18 protein-coding genes are annotated in these 18698 nt (G+C 44.2%); 9 read left to right on the top strand and 9 right to left on the bottom strand.

Going from position 1 to position 18698, the window contains the following annotated elements; all coding sequences use genetic code 11:
* Nucleotides 1-5 precede the first annotated feature (5 nt).
* Genes sdhA through sdhC form a run of 3 tightly spaced genes read right to left on the bottom strand, consistent with a single transcriptional unit; the run spans nucleotide 6 to nucleotide 2506 of the window.
* On the bottom strand, nucleotides 6-1772 hold the full coding sequence (gene sdhA, locus AB4623_RS10960; RefSeq protein WP_048606450.1) for a succinate dehydrogenase flavoprotein subunit: 1767 nt from the start codon (nucleotides 1770-1772) through the stop codon (nucleotides 6-8).
* A complete protein-coding gene (gene sdhD, locus AB4623_RS10955; protein WP_010436768.1) occupies nucleotides 1773-2120 on the bottom strand; it encodes a succinate dehydrogenase, hydrophobic membrane anchor protein in 348 nt (115 codons plus the stop codon).
* Nucleotides 2114-2506: a succinate dehydrogenase cytochrome b556 subunit gene (gene sdhC / locus AB4623_RS10950; protein ID WP_017061948.1), complete on the bottom strand. Its 393-nt coding sequence runs from the start codon at nucleotides 2504-2506 to the stop codon at nucleotides 2114-2116. The genes sdhD and sdhC overlap by 7 nt, the downstream gene beginning before the upstream one ends.
* Nucleotides 2507-2923: 417 nt before the next feature.
* On the opposite strand from sdhC, the gene AB4623_RS10945 reads away from it, so the two are divergent.
* Entirely contained in the window at nucleotides 2924-4213 is a 1290-nt protein-coding gene (locus AB4623_RS10945; protein WP_017061949.1) for a citrate synthase, read from the top strand.
* Between the two features lie 248 nt (nucleotides 4214-4461).
* Here the strand turns inward: AB4623_RS10945 and AB4623_RS10940 are convergent, their stop codons facing one another.
* Nucleotides 4462-5220, bottom strand: coding sequence for a Nif3-like dinuclear metal center hexameric protein (locus AB4623_RS10940; RefSeq protein WP_372105235.1), 759 nt, complete (start codon nucleotides 5218-5220; stop codon nucleotides 4462-4464).
* Between the two features lie 90 nt (nucleotides 5221-5310).
* Between AB4623_RS10940 and AB4623_RS10935 the strand changes: the two genes are divergently transcribed.
* On the top strand, nucleotides 5311-6069 hold the full coding sequence (locus AB4623_RS10935) for a DUF1853 family protein (protein WP_017061951.1): 759 nt from the start codon (nucleotides 5311-5313) through the stop codon (nucleotides 6067-6069).
* Between the two features lie 122 nt (nucleotides 6070-6191).
* Here AB4623_RS10935 and pgm read toward each other — a convergent pair whose 3' ends face one another.
* Together pgm and seqA are read right to left on the bottom strand one after the other, a co-directional pair.
* Nucleotides 6192-7838: a phosphoglucomutase (alpha-D-glucose-1,6-bisphosphate-dependent) gene (gene pgm / locus AB4623_RS10930; protein WP_017061952.1), complete on the bottom strand. Its 1647-nt coding sequence runs from the start codon at nucleotides 7836-7838 to the stop codon at nucleotides 6192-6194.
* Between the two features lie 92 nt (nucleotides 7839-7930).
* On the bottom strand, nucleotides 7931-8470 hold the full coding sequence (gene seqA / locus AB4623_RS10925) for a replication initiation negative regulator SeqA (protein WP_017061953.1): 540 nt from the start codon (nucleotides 8468-8470) through the stop codon (nucleotides 7931-7933).
* A 93-nt stretch (nucleotides 8471-8563) separates the two neighbouring features.
* Here seqA and AB4623_RS10920 point away from each other — a divergent pair, with 93 nt between their 5' ends.
* The 3 genes from AB4623_RS10920 (at nucleotide 8564) to fldA (ending at nucleotide 10244) form a co-directional block, all read left to right on the top strand.
* Nucleotides 8564-9325: an alpha/beta fold hydrolase gene (locus AB4623_RS10920; protein WP_372146409.1), complete on the top strand. Its 762-nt coding sequence runs from the start codon at nucleotides 8564-8566 to the stop codon at nucleotides 9323-9325.
* Nucleotides 9326-9433: 108 nt separating this feature from the next.
* Nucleotides 9434-9652 carry a DUF2788 domain-containing protein gene (locus tag AB4623_RS10915; RefSeq protein WP_004737900.1) on the top strand — a complete coding sequence of 73 codons (219 nt, stop codon included), beginning with the start codon at nucleotides 9434-9436 and terminating at the stop codon, nucleotides 9650-9652.
* 58 nt (nucleotides 9653-9710) lie between these two features.
* A complete protein-coding gene (gene fldA, locus AB4623_RS10910; RefSeq protein ID WP_010436745.1) occupies nucleotides 9711-10244 on the top strand; it encodes a flavodoxin FldA in 534 nt (177 codons plus the stop codon).
* A gap of 96 nt (nucleotides 10245-10340) precedes the next feature.
* On the opposite strand, the gene AB4623_RS10905 is transcribed toward fldA, so the two are convergent.
* The gene (locus AB4623_RS10905) at nucleotides 10341-10847 is read right to left on the bottom strand and encodes a DUF4442 domain-containing protein (RefSeq protein WP_017061955.1); all 507 of its coding nucleotides are present in this window, start codon (nucleotides 10845-10847) and stop codon (nucleotides 10341-10343) included.
* Nucleotides 10848-11054: 207 nt separating this feature from the next.
* Between AB4623_RS10905 and fcrX the strand changes: the two genes are divergently transcribed.
* On the top strand, nucleotides 11055-11501 hold the full coding sequence (gene fcrX / locus AB4623_RS10900; protein WP_017061956.1) for a ferric iron uptake transcriptional regulator FcrX: 447 nt from the start codon (nucleotides 11055-11057) through the stop codon (nucleotides 11499-11501).
* Between the two features lie 57 nt (nucleotides 11502-11558).
* Entirely contained in the window at nucleotides 11559-12176 is a 618-nt protein-coding gene (locus AB4623_RS10895) for a prepilin-type N-terminal cleavage/methylation domain-containing protein (RefSeq protein WP_372146386.1), read from the top strand.
* A 132-nt stretch (nucleotides 12177-12308) separates the two neighbouring features.
* Here AB4623_RS10895 and glnS read toward each other — a convergent pair whose 3' ends face one another.
* Complete coding sequence (glnS, locus tag AB4623_RS10890) at nucleotides 12309-13976, bottom strand: glutamine--tRNA ligase (protein WP_017063407.1); 1668 nt, start codon at nucleotides 13974-13976, stop codon at nucleotides 12309-12311.
* Between the two features lie 299 nt (nucleotides 13977-14275).
* Nucleotides 14276-15826, bottom strand: coding sequence for an N-acetylglucosamine-specific PTS transporter subunit IIBC (gene nagE, locus AB4623_RS10885; RefSeq protein WP_032545860.1), 1551 nt, complete (start codon nucleotides 15824-15826; stop codon nucleotides 14276-14278).
* Nucleotides 15827-16301: 475 nt separating this feature from the next.
* On the opposite strand from nagE, the gene nagA reads away from it, so the two are divergent.
* Both nagA and AB4623_RS10875 read left to right on the top strand, forming a co-directional pair.
* A complete protein-coding gene (gene nagA, locus AB4623_RS10880) occupies nucleotides 16302-17438 on the top strand; it encodes an N-acetylglucosamine-6-phosphate deacetylase (protein WP_017062193.1) in 1137 nt (378 codons plus the stop codon).
* Nucleotides 17439-17440: 2 nt separating this feature from the next.
* Nucleotides 17441-18655, top strand: coding sequence for an ROK family protein (locus AB4623_RS10875; RefSeq protein ID WP_017062194.1), 1215 nt, complete (start codon nucleotides 17441-17443; stop codon nucleotides 18653-18655).
* Nucleotides 18656-18698 lie beyond the last annotated feature (43 nt).

The raw sequence follows: 18698 nt of genomic DNA, 5'->3' as shown, positions 1-18698 counted from the left end.
TCTCCTTAGTACGTACGTGCTTTTGGTGGGAACGCTTCACGATGGATAGGTTCCATGTTTACACCACGCTTAGTCATGCTCTCTGACTCTGGGTTGTAAAGTGAGTGGCATAGCCATTGCTCATCATCACGGTCAGGGAAATCGAATCGAGCGTGTGCGCCACGGCTCTCTGTACGGAAATTTGCAGCAACAGCCGTTGCGAATGCCGTTTCCATCAAGTTTTCAAGCTCTAGACACTCGATACGTTGAGTGTTGAACTCTGTAGACTTATCAGATAGGTGTGCATTTTTCAGACGCTCGCGAATCGCTTTTAGCTCTTCTAGGCCTTCAGCCATTGCTTTGCCTTCACGGAATACTGAGAAGTTGTTCTGCATACATTGCTGAAGATCTTTACGGATTTGCGCTGGATCTTCGCCGTCTGTGCTGTTTTCCCAACGGTTGTAACGCTCTAGTGAACGCTCAATGTCAGCTTCAGTTGCAGGTTTCGCTTCGTCTTGCTTCTTCAGTGTCTCACCTAGGTGTAGACCTGTCGCACGACCAAATACCACCAAATCAAGCAGTGAGTTACCACCTAGACGGTTGGCACCATGTACTGATACTGATGCGATTTCACCACAAGCAAAGAGACCTTGGATTTCAACATCGCTGCCGTCTTCGGTTTGCTTAATAGCTTGACCAGAAACTTGTGTTGGAACACCACCCATCATGTAGTGACATGTCGGGATTACTGGGATTGGCTCTTTCACTGGATCAACGTGAGCAAAGGTACGAGAAAGTTCACATACACCAGGAAGACGAGATTCAAGCGTCTCTTTACCTAAGTGATCAAGCTTAAGCTTAATATGTGGCCCCCAAGGGCCATCGCAACCACGACCTTCACGAATTTCAACCATCATTGAACGAGCAACAACATCACGACCCGCTAAGTCTTTAGCGTTTGGTGCGTAACGTTCCATGAAGCGTTCGCCGTCTTTATTGAGAAGGTAACCACCTTCACCACGACAACCTTCCGTTACCAATACACCTGCACCAGCGATACCCGTTGGGTGGAACTGCCACATTTCGATGTCTTGCATAGGAACGCCAGCACGAATCGCCATACCAACACCGTCACCAGTATTAATATGTGCATTGGTTGTTGATGCGTAGATACGACCAGCACCTCCGGTAGCAAGGATTGTTGCCTTCGCTTTGAAGTAGCAAACCTCACCGGTTTCCATGCAAAGCGCAGTAGTACCTAAGATTGCACCATCTTCGTTCTTAACAAGATCCAGTGCATACCACTCAGAGAAAACAGTCGTTTTGTGTTTAATGTTTTGTTGGTAAAGCGTGTGAAGCAGAGCGTGACCAGTACGGTCGGCTGCAGCTGCGGTACGAGCCGCTTGCTCACCACCAAAGTTTTTAGATTGACCACCGAAAGGACGCTGGTAAATAGTACCGTTCTCAAAACGAGAGAAAGGTAGGCCCATTTTTTCGAGTTCGATTACCGACTCAGGACCGTTTTTACACATGTATTCGATAGCGTCTTGGTCACCGATGTAATCAGAACCTTTTACTGTGTCATACATATGTTGTTCCCAATGGTCTTCATGCGCGTTACCAAGAGCAACAGTGATGCCGCCTTGCGCTGAAACCGTATGAGAACGAGTAGGGAAAACTTTAGAAAGCAATGCACAAGAAAGGCCTTGCTCAGAAATTTGCAGTGCGGCACGCATACCTGCACCACCAGCGCCGATAACTACGGCATCAAACTCACGAACAGGAATAGTCACTTACGCACCCCACAAAATAAACAGACCAGAGAAGAAATATCCAAGAAGAACTGCAACAACACCGACTTGAAGACCAACACGCAGTTTTGCGCATTTGATGTAGTCAGTTAGTACTTGCCATAGGCCGATCCACGCGTGAACCAAAACAGAAGTAAGCGCTAACATGGTGAAGACTTTAGTGAAGGTTCCACCAAAGAATTGCGTCCAAGATGCGTAAGAGATATCACCAGAGAAAGCACAGAAGCTAACTAGGTAGATAGTGTAAAGCGTCATAATGATGGCAGTTGCACGAATCAATAGATAATCGTGGACACCATTACGACCAAAAGTAGAAACGTTGTTTACCATACTAAGATCCCCGCTAGTAGAGACAATACCGCTGTTGCTGCGAATGCAACCTTAGCGCTCTTAGCGCCAGATTCCAGCTCTTCAAAGTGACCAAGGTCCATAAGAAGGTGACGAATACCACCAGCAATGTGGTAAGCCAAAGCGGTTAAAATGCCCCACAGAATAAACTTCACGAAGAAACCATCGACAATGTCGCTAGCTTCGGCAAAGCCTACTGGGGATGAGAGGGAAATGGATAGTAACCAAAGCAGAATTCCAATCGCGACAAAAGTTATCACCCCAGACACACGGTGTAGGATGGAAGCTATTGCTGTGATTGGAAAGTGGATGGTCTGTAAATCTAAATTAACAGGTCTTGTCTTTCTTTCTTTCACGGGCTTGCTCACTCAGCTCCATTGAGCATTATGGTCATTAAATAACCTTATGATATTGTTATGGACAAAATTTGATTGTAAACCTTCAAAATTTAACATTAACTTAACAAATAACTGAAGTTGAGCCTTAGATAATTGTAAAATAATTGTTAACTGCTCGATTAAGAAAGACACCTCACATTTCTTCTTAGCCTTGCATTTATAAGGTTTTAACCAAACTTTTCAGCGTCACTATACGACTGGCAACATTCTAATACAATTGATGTAACAAATAATGCTACACAGACCAGATTTTTAACGAATTTAATGTAAAAAACACTAACAAGTGCACACAAAGCTTCAGAAAAATTGACTTTCCCACGTAAGACCAGTAAAAAAATGGCACATAAACATCCTGGACGGATTAAATAATAAACAAAGGAGATTGTTATGGCGGATAAGAAAGCTACCCTTCACATTGAAGGTCAAGCGCCAATCGAGCTGCCGATTACAGAAGGTGTACTTGGTACTCCAGTGATCGATGTTCGTACACTAGGTTCTAATGGTTTTTTCACTTTTGACCCTGGTTTTCTTGCCACTGCATCCTGTGAGTCTCAAATCACTTTTATTGACGGTGGAAAAGGCATTCTTTTACATCGTGGTTATCCAATCGACCAACTTGCCAATAACGCTGATTACTTAGAAGTATGTTACATACTTCTTTACGGTGAAGCCCCATCTCGAGCTGAGTACGAAAAGTTCAAGACTACCGTGACACGTCACACTATGGTGCACGAGCAAATCGCTAGTTTCTTCCACGGCTTCCGTCGTGACGCTCACCCTATGGCTGTAATGTGTGGTGTTGTAGGCGCTCTAGCGGCGTTCTACCACGACTCACTTGATGTCAACAACGATACACACCGTGAAATTGCGGCATACCGCCTGATTTCAAAAATGCCAACACTGGCTGCAATGTGTTACAAATATTCAATCGGTCAGCCGTTTATCTACCCACGTAACGACCTAGGCTACGCAGAAAACTTCTTACACATGATGTTTGCAAACCCATGTGAAGAGTATGAAGTGAACCCTATCGTTGCTCGTGCAATGGATAAGATTTTCACTCTACATGCTGACCACGAACAGAACGCTTCTACGTCTACAGTGCGTCTTGCTGGTTCATCTGGTGCTAACCCGTTTGCGTGTATCGCAGCAGGTATCGCATCACTTTGGGGCCCAGCTCACGGCGGTGCAAACGAAGCTTGTCTGCGCATGCTTGAAGAGATCGGTAGCGTAGATAACATTGAAGAATACGTTGCGAAAGCAAAAGACAAAGATGACCCATTCCGTTTGATGGGCTTCGGTCACCGTGTTTACAAGAACTACGACCCACGTGCAACAGTAATGCGCGAAGCGTGTCACGAAGTGCTTAAAGAGCTAAACATCCAAGATCCACTACTAGACGTAGCGATGGAACTTGAGCGTATCGCTCTTTCTGATGAGTACTTTGTTTCTAAGAAGCTATACCCGAACGTAGATTTCTACTCAGGTATCATTCTGAAAGCAATCGGTATTCCAGTATCTATGTTTACAGTAATCTTCGCGATGTCTCGTACCATCGGTTGGATTGCTCACTGGAACGAAATGCACAGCGATCCGACGAACCGTATCGGTCGTCCTCGTCAGCTATATACTGGTGAAGAACAACGTGACTTTAAAGCACTTCACGAACGTGAATAGTTGCTATAAATCATAATGTTAAAAGGGGTTGATGTGAGAACATCAACCCCTTTTCTTTTGTACGCTCTCAACCCCGTCATCCTCAAGAATGCGAAGTGAACGAATAAAATAATATCGTCATCCCCAAGAACGAGGGACGAATGAGTTGGGGATCTCCTTAAGCGAGCAGATAAACTATACAGGTTACCTGCTCAATTCTAGAGAACGACGCATACACTCGACTCGTACCCCTTATCTCGCATCTGCTCTTAAACTGGGTTATCGATATCGATAAACTCAACATCCAAGCAGTGCTCTTTTGCTAACCACTCACCTAGTGCCTTCACGCCGTAGCGTTCTGTCGCATGGTGACCTGCAGCAAAATAATGGATGTCTTGCTCGCGGGCCGAGTAAGTTGTGCGCTCAGAAATTTCACCAGAAATAAAAGCATCAATGCCTTGAGAAGCCGCTAGCTCAATGTAGTCTTGACCACCACCAGTACACCAACCGACGGTCGTTATCATTTTGTCTTGATTTTCTGGAGCGATATGCAGTGGTTTGCGATTTAGCACTTGATCGATTTTTGCTGCAAATTCAGTACCTGTCATTGGCGCTTTTAATTTACCAAACATAGCAACCGATTGTGGGTGCCCTTCCAAGCCGCCTTCAACTTCTATCTCAAGTAACTCTGCCAATTTTGCGTTGTTGCCAAGTTCAGGGTGGATATCAAGCGGCAAGTGATAACCTAAAAGGTTGATGTCATTTTTAATTAGGGTACGAATACGCTTGCCCTTCATGCCACGAATCGCTTCTGACTCGCCTTTCCAGAAAAAGCCGTGATGGACTAACAAAGCGTCTGCGTTCAGTTCTACCGCTTTATCAATCAAGGCTTGAGAAGCTGTTACACCAGTAACGATTCGCTTCACTTCTGTCGCGCCTTCAACTTGAAGACCATTAGGACAGTAATCTTTAATCTGCTGTGGCTGCAGTTTTTCGTTAAGTAGCTTTTCTAATTGTAAGTTAATCATTTTTCTTTCCAGCTTACCTTTATAATAACGTCGTTATATCAATTTACGGGTAGAATGTCGAAAGCCCCACGATGAGTTTATGAGGAAGAGATGACAGCACTGCAACGTTTTTACCAATGGGTCATCGACTCACCGCCATTACTAGAAATCAAGCCACCGGTTTCGGATCTCAGTGCATTCTCTAGCAACCATGCCATCGACTCATCACATACTTATGAGGGTAATCCTAGATTAGGTTTCCTCTACCAATATCTATGCGAGCAAGTGATCGCTGCCTCACCGAATTACTCGATAAAGCACGACGAGATTCAGATCAATGTGGAAGGCAGAACTCTCGGTGCAATCGACTTTATTCTTAAAGAGGAGAGCAGCCAAAAGCTGGAACATTGGGAAGTGGCGATTAAGTTTTATCTGCTCCACGAACAAACATGGTTTGGACCCAACTCTCACGACCAATTGGATAAGAAACTCGACAGGATGCTCAGCCACCAACTCGAAATGTCCTCTTCTGCCGCCTTTGTTGAGCAATATCCAGAAATCGATGTCGACTCAAAACACTTACTGATGCAAGGTCGTCTATATACCAACCCTTTCTTAGAGCAAAACATACCGACAAAATGCTTGGGCTATGACATTAACCCAAGCCAAGTAAACGGCTTTTGGTGCTATCAAGATCAGGCTCATTTAATCAGTGAACCACTGTATCCACTCACCAAAGAGCAATGGGCAGCAGGGACGGATGATTTCAGCAGTCAGCCGATCACCGAGTTCGGTGATCGCTTCGTCCATGGGCAAACAAAGTCGGGGCAATTCTGGTTTGTGATGCCACAAAGTTGGCCACACGGTTAGTCGTCTGAGCTAACTCATTTACCTTTTCCCGCTTATACGTAACTAACACAAACAAAAAGGGTTGATGCTTTCACATCAACCCTTCTTCTATTTACTTAGCAACTCTAGTAATCGAGATTCGATTATAGGCCAGCGGCTGCAAATACTTGGTTAACAATCTCTTGAGCTTCTGCTTCGATTGCTTTCAGGTGCTCTTCACCCTTAAAGCTTTCACAGTAGATCTTGTAGATGTCTTCAGTGCCTGATGGACGCGCAGCAAACCAGCCGTTCTCAGTTGTCACTTTCAAGCCACCAATCGCAGCACCGTTACCTGGAGCGTGTGTTAAGCGTGCAGTAATTGCATCACCAGCCAACGTCTCAGCAGAAACCATCTCTGGAGATAGTTTCTTCAGCACGTCTTTCTGTGCACCATTTGCTACCGCTTGAATACGGTTGTACTTAGATTCACCGTGTTTAGCGGCAAGTTCTTCGTAGTATTCTTGTGGGTTCTTACCTGTCACTGCTGTGATCTCAGCCGCAAGCAAGCAAAGAATCAGGCCGTCTTTATCTGTTGACCAAGGCGTACCGTCTTTACGTAGGAAAGAAGCACCTGCGCTCTCTTCGCCACCAAAACCAAACTGGCCGTTGTATAAGCCATCAACGAACCATTTGAAACCAACTGGCACTTCACAAAGTTCGCGACCTAAGTCAGAAACTACGCGATCGATTAACGCACTTGATACTAGTGTCTTACCAACAGCAACGTCTTTACCCCAACCTTCACGGTTACGGTATAGGTAATCAATACAAACCGCTAAGAAGTGGTTTGGATTCATCAAACCTTTAGGTGTCACGATACCGTGGCGATCGTAATCTGGGTCGTTACCAAATGCTAGAGCGTACTCGTCTTTAAGCGCCAGTAAGCCTGCCATTGCGTATGGAGAAGAACAGTCCATACGAACTACGCCATCTTTATCTAGAGACATGAATTGGAATGAAGGGTCAACCGCTTCACTTACCAGAGTAAGATCTAGATTGTACGCTTTACCAATTTGACGCCAGTAATCAATACCGCTGCCACCCAGTGGATCAACACCAATCTTGATGTTTGCTTTCTGGATCGCTTCCATATCCACGACGTTAACCAAATCAGCGACGTATGGCGCGACTAGGTCAACTTCTTTTACTAGCTCAGACTGTTTAGCCTGTGCGATAGGCGTACGCTTAACACCTTGCATTTGCTCAGCAATGATCACGTTCGCACGGTCTTCAATCGCTTGAGTCAGTTCAGCTTCAGCTGGGCCACCGTGTGTCGGGTTGTATTTAATACCGCCGTCTTGAGGTGGGTTATGTGAAGGCGTGATAACAATGCCGTCGGCTTTTTTGTCATTCACTAGGTTGTGCGTAAGAATCGCGTGCGAGATACCAGGTGTTGGAGTAAAGCCGTTGTTTTCTTGAATAATAACTTCAACACCGTTCGCTACAAGCACTTCGATAACCGTAGAGAACGCAGGCTCAGATAGAGCGTGAGTATCTTTACCTAAGAAAAGAGGGCCAGTTGTACCTTGCTCGGCACGAACTTCAGCAACCGCTTGTGCAATTGCTAGAATGTGGTTTTCGTTAAATGTTGATTTGTCTGCTGTACCGCGGTGACCTGAAGTACCGAAAAGTACTTTATGATCTGGGTTCGTAGCATCCGGTTGCTGTAAGAAATAGTTAGCAACTAAAGCCGGGATATTATGAAGATCTTCCTGCTGAGCTTTCTGCCCAGCACGAGGGTGCATAGCCATTTTTCGACATCCTTATATATAAAATTTTAAAACAAAAAAACCTCATAATATCTTCTTATCCATGGATATTATGAGGTTTAAATCAGATTTCGTTAAATTGAACCTGTTACTTTTTCTATCAATTCTGCTTGGAAATTCATGCGGCTCATAAGCTGCTCAACCATCTGTCTTTTTCGGCTTGTATTGTTATTAGTAATAACCCAAAAAGGACTTTGTGGAATAGCTTTAGGCTTAGTCGTGTTGCCGTTTGCTAGCAACGTCGCTTCGTTATCTGCAAAGTAAACGCGCTTACGGCCTTTTACTTGAGTTGCTTCTGAAAAGCTTAAAGGGTCGATTTTATGCAGTGTTGATAACACAAGCATGAAACGATCAATGGCTTTCTTTAGTGATGCAAACTCATCTGATATTAGTAGTGAGCGCATTTCTTTAACGCCATCGAACTTCTCTGGAGTAAAGCCTACCTCTTTGCTAACAACGATACCTTTTGGCTCAACGATCTCTTCGATCGGAGCCATGCCTTGGCTATCAACCTGTAACAAGCGGCGCAGAATATCTGAAGCGCTTTCGCCAATACGTTCTGTCTGACCCGCAATAAAACGGTATAGGTCCTCATCAACCTCAATTGTTTTCATTCGCTTTTCACAATCTCAATGTTTAAACTCTGGGGGATTATAGCGAGATCCGCGCGGATACTCTACGTCAAACCCACCATGAATAAGATAAAAATGTCAGTACAGCTCAACTATAAAATTGAAGGTGAGGGTCACACCATTGTTTTGATCCATGGATTATTCGGTAATCTGGACAACCTTGGCTTGCTCGCTAGAGATCTAAAAGCCGATCATCAGGTACTTAGTATCGATCTCCGCAACCACGGTCAATCCTTCCATAGTGACACTCATAACTATCAAGCGATGGCACAAGACGTGGCTCAACTGCTGCATGATCTTAAGTCAGAAGACGTCACTGTGATTGGTCACTCGATGGGTGGCAAAGTAGCGATGGCACTGACACAACATCTTGCGCTGCATAAATTGATTGTCTTGGATATGGCTCCGGTCGCGTACACTCAGAATCGCCACGACAACGTATTCGCAGGCCTGCAAGCCGTGATAGAAGAAGAGCCGACTTCACGCTCAGATGCACTCAAGGTTCTCGCAAAACATATCGAGATCGATGGCGTTCGCCAGTTTTTAACCAAATCTTTGTTCAAAACAGAGCAAGGCATCATGGAATGGCGCTTCAATGTTGCTTCGTTATTGAGCAACTACCCACATATTATTGGTTGGGAACCGATCGAGAAAACCTCGGTCAAAACCTTGCTCATTAAAGGTGGGGATTCAGATTACCTCACCGCAGAACATCAAGCAGCCGTTCAGCAGCAATTTTCTAACGCAAAAGCGCATGTCATTGCCAACACAGGTCACTGGCTGCATGCTGAAAAACCAGCAGAAGTACTTAGAGCAATTAGAAAATTCATCGCTTAACTGCGCTTTTTCGTGCAGATAAATGAGAGCTGTGTAATTACTGCAGATTAACTTTATCTCACAACAGTGATATAGTGCGCCCAAGCAAAATTGGTATATAAGGTTCCCATGCTTTACGACTACATGAACATCATCGAATCTGTTGGTTTAGATCTCCTGTTTGCCGCGATTTTCTTTTTAATCGGTATGGCAATTAAGGACGTTCTCAAGCAGGGAAATGTTCCTCCATTTGGTCGTCGCATCGTATGGTTAGTACTTTTCCTTGGCTGTGCGGGTTTTATCGCCAAAGGGATAATCCAACTAAGCTGGGAAGGAACTGGGATCTAACGATTCTCTTCCGAACTTTATTACACCGACAACAGACAAAATGAAAGGTAATGATTCTATGGCAAGTGTAGGTCTCTTCTTTGGTAGCGATACAGGTAACACTGAAGCTGTTGCTAAGATGATTCAAAAGCAATTGAGCAAACAGCTCGTTCACGTTCAAGACATTGCAAAAAGCAGCAAAGAAGATATCGATAACTTCGATCTACTGCTGCTTGGTATCCCTACGTGGTACTACGGCGAAGCACAATGTGATTGGGATGACTTTTTCCCAGAGCTAGAAGCTATTGATTTCTCAACTAAGCTTGTTGCTATCTTTGGTTGTGGCGACCAAGAAGATTACGCAGAATACTTCTGTGATGCTATGGGTACTATCCGTGACATCGTTGAAGCGAAAGGCGGTACTATCCTAGGTCACACATCAACTGAAGGCTACGAATTCGAAGCATCGAAAGGTTTAGTTGAAGGCGATGACAGCCAATTCGTTGGTCTATGTATCGATGAAGACCGTCAACCTGAGCTAACTGATGAGCGCGTATCTAACTGGGTTAAACAAATCCACGAAGAGATGTGCCTAGCAGAGCTAGAAGACTAATTCTCTAGTGGTTGTTAATTGTTACAGTTAATAACCATTATGTAGATATGAAAAAACCTCCTTATAGGAGGTTTTTTGCTATTTAAAATCTATTAATTAGCACTCAGCCTCTAATGCTTCATCATCATCTCTAAATTGCGGCTTCTTTCTTACATAGAGGGTGCGTTGAATTTCTGAAACCACATTACCCTGCTTATCTTTCACGTGAATAATAAATTCGGGGAAGCACTTTTCACCGAGTTGCGTCTGACGATAGATATCGTCAAGCTGCCCTTGCCTTATCTCAAAATCTGCATACAAGTCCGATTGCCCCGGCTTGATGAAGTTAATGCTCGCTTCTTTATCCCAAACATAATATCGTTCACCTAAAATTCCCATTAACATCAATGAGTAAACGGGATCGGTAAGAGAAAAGATACTGCCGCCATATTGAGTACGATTGGCGTTCTTATTCCACCAGCGTAGCTTAAGTACTGTCTTAACAACCCTAAAGTCAGTGCTAATGTGGGCTATTCGAATACCCGCTCCCCAAAAGGGAGGCCAAATATTAAGAGCAAATTTTACAATGTTGGGTTTATATATTTTTGCGAGTTGCTTATTCATAACAACATTCCATGTTCATATCAGAAACACCGTCACCTTGACTGGTCGTACCTCCACTATAAGTGAGATACTTCCAATTTACAAAACAGATTGTGATGTCAGTAAGTAACCCTTTGAAGTTCGTGGTTTATTGTTATGCCTGACTAAACTATAATGGTATTAATATTGAATTCTGTTAATTGCTGCAGATCATCAACAGGAAAGTATATGTCAGACAATAATCAAGCGCTAAAAGATGCAGGTCTTAAAGTGACCCTTCCACGGCTCAAAATTTTAGAAGTATTACAACAGCCAGACTGCCAACATATTAGTGCTGAAGATTTATATAAGAAGCTGATCGACCTAGGTGAAGAAATCGGTCTTGCAACCGTTTATCGAGTACTTAACCAATTCGATGACGCTGGCATTGTAACTCGTCACCACTTCGAAGGCGGCAAGTCTGTATTTGAACTTTCTACACAGCACCACCACGACCACCTTGTATGTTTAGATTGTGGCGAAGTGATCGAATTCTCTGATGACATCATCGAAGAAAGACAGAAAGAGATTGCTCAGCGTTACAACGTGCAACTAACAAACCACAGTTTGTACTTGTACGGCAAAAGCATTAACGGAGATTGCAAAGGCAATCCAGACGCGCATAAAGCGAAGTAGTAATACAGAACGCTGGCTTAGGCCGGCGTTTTTTATATAGGGCATCATAAAGTATCCATGAAAAGAATCCCGCTAGTTAAGGCTTTTACTTTAATTGAGATGTTGGTTGTTGTAGTGATTATTGCAGTGCTTGCTATTGTTGCCCTTCCCCGTTTTCTTAACATTCAAACCGATGGCCGTATCGCTCTGTTTGACGCTGCTCAATCTCAATTTCAAACTGCGATCACGTTTGCTCACAGTAAATGGCTGGTCAGCGGCGGCGGCAACGCTGAAATGAATGACATGCCAGGTTTTGGGGAAGACGGAGACGGCAATGCTCAATTGGACATAAATGACGTCGGCTACCCACTCGGCGTCGATAAAGGCAACCCTATGGGGCAGCCTTACAACATAGGTCAAGGTGACCAAGGGGGTGTGTCAATATGGAATGCCATTATGACAACCGACCTGACCGCTACTACAGACCCGAACCAGTCCAACAATTTTGATTTTATTACCCGCCGTCAAAACCATAGTTTTGTTGCCAAAGACGGTACTCCTCAAAACAAACTCGCGCTTTGCTACTTCATCTACACTGGAGTCGATTTCGACAGCGATCCTGGTAATGCAGGTTATGTTTTCTGGTACAACTCACGCACGGGTGAAGTAACCCAACAAGACCCTAATAATCCCTAAAACTCTGGCTCTAGTGCTTAAAACGCTAGTTGGTCACTAGAAACACCTTGGTAATCAAATTTAAGACACAAAAAAACCGGCTCTAAGCCGGTTTTTTATTGGGTCGTTTTTAACAAACTAAATACTCAAGCATTAAGCTTCAGTTTTACCCCATGTGTCACGTAGACCAACCGTGCGGTTGAAGACTAGTGCATCTGCTTTAGAGTCTTTCGAATCCACACAGAAGTAACCTGTACGTTCAAACTGGTACGCTTGCTCTGCCACACCTTCTGCTAAGCTAGGTTCAACAAAACCATTTAGCGTAACAAGAGATTCAGGGTTTAGCGTTGCAGCGAAGTCATCAGCAGCGGCTGGGTTTGGCACTGTGAATAGACGATCGTACAAACGAATCTCAGCAGGCAGTGCTTTATCAGCAGATACCCAGTGGATAACGCCTTTCACTTTGCGGCCATCTGCAGGGTTCTTACCCAATGTTTCATTGTCGTAAGAACAGAAGATAGTCGTAATGTTGCCTTCTGCATCTTTTTCGATACGTTCAGCTTTGATCACGTAAGCACCACGCAGGCGAACTTCTTTACCTAGAACCAAACGCTTGTACTTTTTGTTTGCTTCTTCACGGAAGTCGTCACGTTCGATCCAAACTTCGCGTGTAAATGGAACTTCACGAGTACCCATTTCTGGCTTGTTCGGGTGGTTTGCAACCGTTAGCGTTTCTACTGTATCTGCTTCGTAGTTTTCGATAACGATCTTAACTGGATCCAGAACAGCCATTGCACGAGGTGCATTTTCGTTCAGATCATCACGGATGCAAGATTCAAGTGAACCGAACTCAATCATGTTCTCTTGCTTAGTTACACCAATACGCTTACAGAATTCACGAATCGAGCTTGAAGTAAAACCACGACGACGTAGGCCAGAAATAGTAGGCATGCGTGGGTCATCCCAACCTTGAACTAGGTTTTCAACCACAAGTTGGTTCAGCTTACGCTTAGACATCACTGTATATTCAAGATTCAGGCGGCTAAACTCGTACTGACGAGGTTGGCAGTCAATCGTGATGTTATCTAGAACCCAATCGTACAAACGACGGTTATCTTGGAATTCAAGCGTACAGATAGAGTGCGTAATACCTTCCAGCGCATCAGAGATACAGTGAGTAAAGTCGTACATTGGGTAAATGCACCACTTGTCAGCCGTTTGATGGTGGTGAGCAAAACGAACACGGTAGATAACAGGATCGCGCATAACCATGAACGAAGAGCTCATGTCGATCTTAGCACGTAGACACGCTTTACCTTCTTCAAAGCCACCGTCACGCATTTTTTCAAACAACGCTAGGTTCTCTTCAGGGCTGCGGTCACGGTATGGGCTCGCTTTACCAGGCTCTTTTAGCGTGCCACGGTACTCACGGATTTGATCAGGACTTAGCTCGTCAACATACGCTAAGCCTTTATTAATTAATTCCACAGCATAAGCGTAAAGCGTATCGAAGTAGTTTGATGAGTAACAAATATCACCAGACCATTCGAAGCCTAACCAGCTTACATCATTCTTAATTGACTCAACGTATTCAACGTCTTCTTTTTCAGGGTTTGTATCATCGAAACGAAGATTACATTGTCCCTGGTAGTCCTGAGCAATACCAAAGTTCAAGCAAATAGATTTAGCGTGACCAATGTGCAGGTAGCCATTTGGCTCCGGCGGGAAACGAGTATGCACGCTACTGTGTGTACCATCCGCTAAATCTTTATCAATAATTTGGCGAATGAAATTCGATGGACGAGCCTCAGCTTCACTCATCTATAGCACCTCTATGTATTTAGTATTGTCAGAGAAAGTTATCTTTCGTCCCCAAGAAAACGGTCGCTTATAGCGCCAGTCAAAGATAGAAAGATCATTGTTGCTAATCATCCACAATTCTTAGCCTTTGCACAATAAGAACCGTCCGTTAATTGCGATTATTTCTGCTATTCGATGAAGAATAGAACGAACCGTGTTCGCTGGTCTTAAACTGCAGGCACAAAAAAGCCTCCCATGTGGGAGGCTTTCAATTTGACACTTACTTAAGAGTAACTTTACGTCTTAACTAAGTACTTCCCTTACTGTGGAAGTTTTACATCAGATAGGTCTTCGCCTGCACCAATAGCTTTCATTTCGCCAGCTACGATTTCAGCTAGTGGGCCTAGGATAACCTGTAGGTTGTTTTCACCTAGTTTAACCACACCTTTAGCACCAAGTTTCTTAAGAACAACTTCATCTGCAACAGAGCGGTCTTTAAGAGTTAGACGTAGACGAGTGATACAAGCGTCGATTGAAGTTAGGTTGTCGTGACCACCTAGAGCTTTCAGGTATTGACGTGCAAGGTCGCCCTTTGGTGCTTCGCCAGCAGGAGCTGCAACAGCTTCGTCATCATCTTCACGACCTGGCGATTTCAAGTTGAAAGCGCGGATTGCGAAAGAGAAAGTGAAGAAATATAGAGCACCGAAGCCAAGACCGATTAGTAGTAGTACGAATGGTTTAGTTGCTAGACCCCAGTTCAATACGAAGTCGATAAGACCAGCAGAGAAACCGAAACCGTGCAGAGTACCAAACATGTTAGCAACTACTAGAGACAAACCTGTAAATACAGCGTGCATTGCGTATAGAGCAGGAGCTAGGAATACGAACATGAATTCTAGCGGCTCTGTGATACCTGTTAGGAATGAACAGAATGCAACTGAGAATAGTGCGCCACCAACTTGGCTACGTTTTTCAGCAGGAGCAGCTAGGTACATTGCAAGTGCAGCACCTGGTAGACCGAACATCATTACTGGGAAGAAACCGTTCATGAATACGCCAGCGCCTTTATCGCCGCCGAAGAAACGGTGTAGGTCGCCAGATTTAACTGTTTCAGTTACTTCTTTAACAGTTGCAACAATTTCTGGGTTAACTGAGTTAGCAAATTCAAATGTGTACTCTTGACCAACAACTAAAGTTTTAGCTAGTGCAGGGTCAACACAAAGTTGAGAGAAGCCTTCTGCAGCAACTACGATCTCTTGACAAGAGCCCATACCGAACCAGAAGTACGAGTTCAGTACATGGTGTAGACCTACTGGGATAAGTGCACGGTTAAGAGTACCGTAAACAAATTGACCGATAGCGCCAGACGTTGAAACTGCGTGAGCAAGTGCATCTAGACCAGATTGAACAGCAGGCCATACAACACCAAAGATTGCGCCAGCAACTAGAGCAAATAGACCAGCCATAATAGGAACTAGACGTTTGCCAGAGAAGAATGCTAGCCACTCTGGAAGACGAGTCGCGTGGAATGCATTGTAAGAGTGACCTGCGATGATACCTGCAAAGATACCGCCGAAGAATGACATATTTACACTAGCATCGATGTTTGTTGCGGTTGCTGTCAGAACAAAGTAAGCAACTGCACCAGCAAGACCTGCTGCGCCGTTACCGTCTTTAGAAAGACCAATAGCTATACCCAAACCAAACAATAATGGTAGTTGACTGAAGATTGCGTTACCAGCAGATGCCATGAATGCGATATCGAGTAAGTCTGGTTGACCCAGACGTAGCAGCAATGCCGCAATCGGAAGCGTTGCGATTGGTAGCATTAACGCCTTACCAAGCTTCTGCGCATATCCTAGAATATTCACCAGTTGTTTCCCCCTATAGGATTTTTTAGAATTCGTTTGAGAAACTTATTTTAGTCGCTCAATTTAGTCCTATTCAGTGTATTCAATTAATTTTGCTCCGCAAATTAAAACCTTACCATTTGTGATCCTAATCACCAGTTTTTACCAAATCCAGAGGTTTTTGCTAGCGAGATCATAAAACTTATTTTATCATTCAAAAAAATGAACATTTATGGATAAAATCCAAATCTAATCATTAGGCAAAAAGATGGTAACTCCGGGCTTATAGAGCACCGTGAATAATCATTATTGATGGACCTAAATGTATAATAAAAATCAATTGTTCATATTTTTTTCAACAACTTAAATCGCTTCTCATTTTAAAGCCGTTTGCCCATAAAAGATAAATCGTTACGTAAATGATGCTCGCAAACTAAGTCCGCATTTAGGTAACGAACGAATTTAAAAGATCTCACGAAATAAGGATTAGCTGACTATGTACGCGCTAAGTAACTGTAAAATTTACACTGGTAGTGATGTTCTAACCGATCATGCTGTTGTAATCGAAAACGAACTGATCAAAAAAGTCTGTCCTATCTCTGAATTGCCAGAAGGAATCGAGCTTCGCGACCTAGACGGAGCAAACCTAAGCCCAGGTTTCATTGACCTACAACTGAATGGTTGTGGCGGTGTAATGCTTAACGATGAGATCACTGCAGAAACCATGCAGATCATGCACAAAGCAAACCTGAAATCTGGCTGTACTAGCTTCCTACCAACGCTTATCACCTCTTCAGACGAAGATATGCGTGCGGTTATTACGGCAGCTCGTGAATACCATAACCAGTACCAAAACCAATCTTTAGGTCTGCACCTTGAAGGCCCTTACCTAAACGTTGCGAAAAAAGGCATCCATAGCGTCGATCACATTCGTAAATCTGACAACGAAATGATTGAGCTTATCTGTGAGAACCGTGACCTTGTTGCAAAAGTAACATTGGCTCCAGAGCTTAACGACCCTGAACACATCGAACGCCTGCACAAAGCTGGCGTTGTCGTTTCTATCGGCCACACCAACGCAACTTACGCAGAAGCGCGTCAAGGTTTCGAATCTGGTATCACGTTCGCCACTCACCTGTTCAATGCAATGACGCCGATGGTTGGTCGTGAGCCTGGCGTTGTTGGCGCGATTTACGATACTCCTGAGGTTTACGCTGGCATTATTGCCGACGGCTTCCACGTTGATTACGCAAACATCAGAATTGCGCATAAAATCAAGGGAGAAAAGTTGGTATTAGTGACGGATGCCACAGCTCCTGCAGGTGCTGACATGGAATACTTTATTTTTGTCGGTAAGAAAGTATATTACCGTGATGGTAAGTGTGTTGATGAAAACGGCACACTGGGCGGCTCAGCTCTGACTATGATTGAAGCAGTTCAGAATACAGTTGAGCACGCTGGTATCGCTTTAGACGAAGCTCTTCGCATGGCTACGCTATACCCAGCTACGGCTATCGGTGTAGAAAGCAAGCTAGGTCGAATCAAAAAAGGCATGGTTGCAAACCTAGCTGTATTTGACCGAGACTTTAACGTTAAAGCGACTGTTGTTAACGGACAATACGAGCACAATTAAGTATGAATGGCGGACAAATAGGTAACGTAGACTTAGTTAAACAACTAAACAGTGCGGCGGTATACCGACTTATAGACCAACAGGGGCCTATCAGTCGTATACAAGTGGCTGATGTAAGCCAACTCGCACCGGCAAGTGTTACAAAAATTACCCGCCAACTTTTAGAGCGCGGCCTAATTAAAGAGGTTGCGCAGCAAGCGTCTACTGGCGGTAGACGCGCTATCTCCCTAACCACAGAAGTAGAGCCTTTTCATTCTGTTGCTGTGCGTTTGGGTCGAGACTACATTCAAATAAGCCTGCATGACCTTGGTGGTCGTGAATTGGCTTTCCAACAGCAAGACCTGAATTATTCAGACCAATCAGACCTTACCCAAGGCTTGGTCAATAACCTCAAAGCTTTCATTGCTGAGCATCAACCAAAGATCGATCAACTGATTGCTATTGGTGTCACGCTTCCAGGCTTGGTTAACCCAACGACCGGTGTTGTTGAGTACATGCCGAATACCGACATCGATAACCTCGCATTAAGCGACATTATTCGCGATACATTCCATGTTGCTTGTTTTGTTGGTAACGATGTTCGTGGAATGGCGCTTGCTGAGCACTACTTCGGTGCAAGTAAAGATAGCCAAGATTCTATTTTGGTCAGTGTTCACCGTGGTACAGGTGCAGGTATTATCGTTAATGGTCAGGTTTTCCTAGGTCATAACCGTAATGTGGGTGAAATTGGTCATATCCAAATTGATCCGCTAGGCGAGCAATGCCAATGTGGTAACTTCGGCTGTCTTGAAACAGTAGCGGCAAACCCAGCTATCGTTGAACGCGTGCAGAAGCTGATTAAACAAGGCTATGAGTCTTCTTTAACAGAGCTTGAGCATATTACGATTCAAGACGTTTGTGACCACGCGATTAATGGTGATGAGCTAGCCAAGCAAAGCTTAGTTCGAGTAGGAAACCAGTTAGGTAAGGCTATCGCGATGACGATTAACTTATTTAACCCTCAAAAAGTTATCATTGCTGGTGATATTACCAAGGCACAAGAGATTGTTTTTCCTGCAATTAAGCGCAATGTAGAGAATCAGTCGTTAACGACTTTCCATAGCGGCCTGCCTATTGTAGCATCACAGATCGATAAACATCCTACGATGGGAGCTTTTGCTATGATTAAGCGCGCCATGCTTAACGGCGTGTTACTGCAGAAGCTTCTCGAAGACTAGAGAAAACAATTCTGATTTTCCGCGGGCCGTGTTTGTATAAACA

Source organism: Vibrio sp. 10N.222.52.C12 (genome assembly GCF_041474215.1).
GTDB classification, from domain to species: Bacteria; Pseudomonadota; Gammaproteobacteria; order Enterobacterales; family Vibrionaceae; genus Vibrio; species Vibrio crassostreae_C.
The sequence above is the reverse complement of the archived record's forward strand: the minus strand, read 5'-3'. Positions and strand labels throughout refer to the sequence as shown.

Coding starts and splice junctions, on each gene's coding strand:
- sdhD (WP_010436768.1), bottom strand. CDS start 2,120: ATGGTAAACAACGTTTCTACTTTTGGTCGTAATGGTGTCCACGATTAT.
- AB4623_RS10945 (WP_017061949.1), top strand. CDS start 2,924: ATGGCGGATAAGAAAGCTACCCTTCACATTGAAGGTCAAGCGCCAATC.
- AB4623_RS10940 (WP_372105235.1), bottom strand. CDS start 5,220: ATGATTAACTTACAATTAGAAAAGCTACTTAACGAAAAACTGCAGCCA.
- AB4623_RS10935 (WP_017061951.1), top strand. CDS start 5,311: ATGACAGCACTGCAACGTTTTTACCAATGGGTCATCGACTCACCGCCA.
- pgm (WP_017061952.1), bottom strand. CDS start 7,838: ATGGCTATGCACCCTCGTGCTGGGCAGAAAGCTCAGCAGGAAGATCTT.
- seqA (WP_017061953.1), bottom strand. CDS start 8,470: ATGAAAACAATTGAGGTTGATGAGGACCTATACCGTTTTATTGCGGGT.
- AB4623_RS10920 (WP_372146409.1), top strand. CDS start 8,564: ATGTCAGTACAGCTCAACTATAAAATTGAAGGTGAGGGTCACACCATT.
- AB4623_RS10915 (WP_004737900.1), top strand. CDS start 9,434: ATGCTTTACGACTACATGAACATCATCGAATCTGTTGGTTTAGATCTC.
- fldA (WP_010436745.1), top strand. CDS start 9,711: ATGGCAAGTGTAGGTCTCTTCTTTGGTAGCGATACAGGTAACACTGAA.
- AB4623_RS10905 (WP_017061955.1), bottom strand. CDS start 10,847: ATGAATAAGCAACTCGCAAAAATATATAAACCCAACATTGTAAAATTT.
- fcrX (WP_017061956.1), top strand. CDS start 11,055: ATGTCAGACAATAATCAAGCGCTAAAAGATGCAGGTCTTAAAGTGACC.
- AB4623_RS10895 (WP_372146386.1), top strand. CDS start 11,559: ATGAAAAGAATCCCGCTAGTTAAGGCTTTTACTTTAATTGAGATGTTG.
- glnS (WP_017063407.1), bottom strand. CDS start 13,976: ATGAGTGAAGCTGAGGCTCGTCCATCGAATTTCATTCGCCAAATTATT.
- nagA (WP_017062193.1), top strand. CDS start 16,302: ATGTACGCGCTAAGTAACTGTAAAATTTACACTGGTAGTGATGTTCTA.
- AB4623_RS10875 (WP_017062194.1), top strand. CDS start 17,441: ATGAATGGCGGACAAATAGGTAACGTAGACTTAGTTAAACAACTAAAC.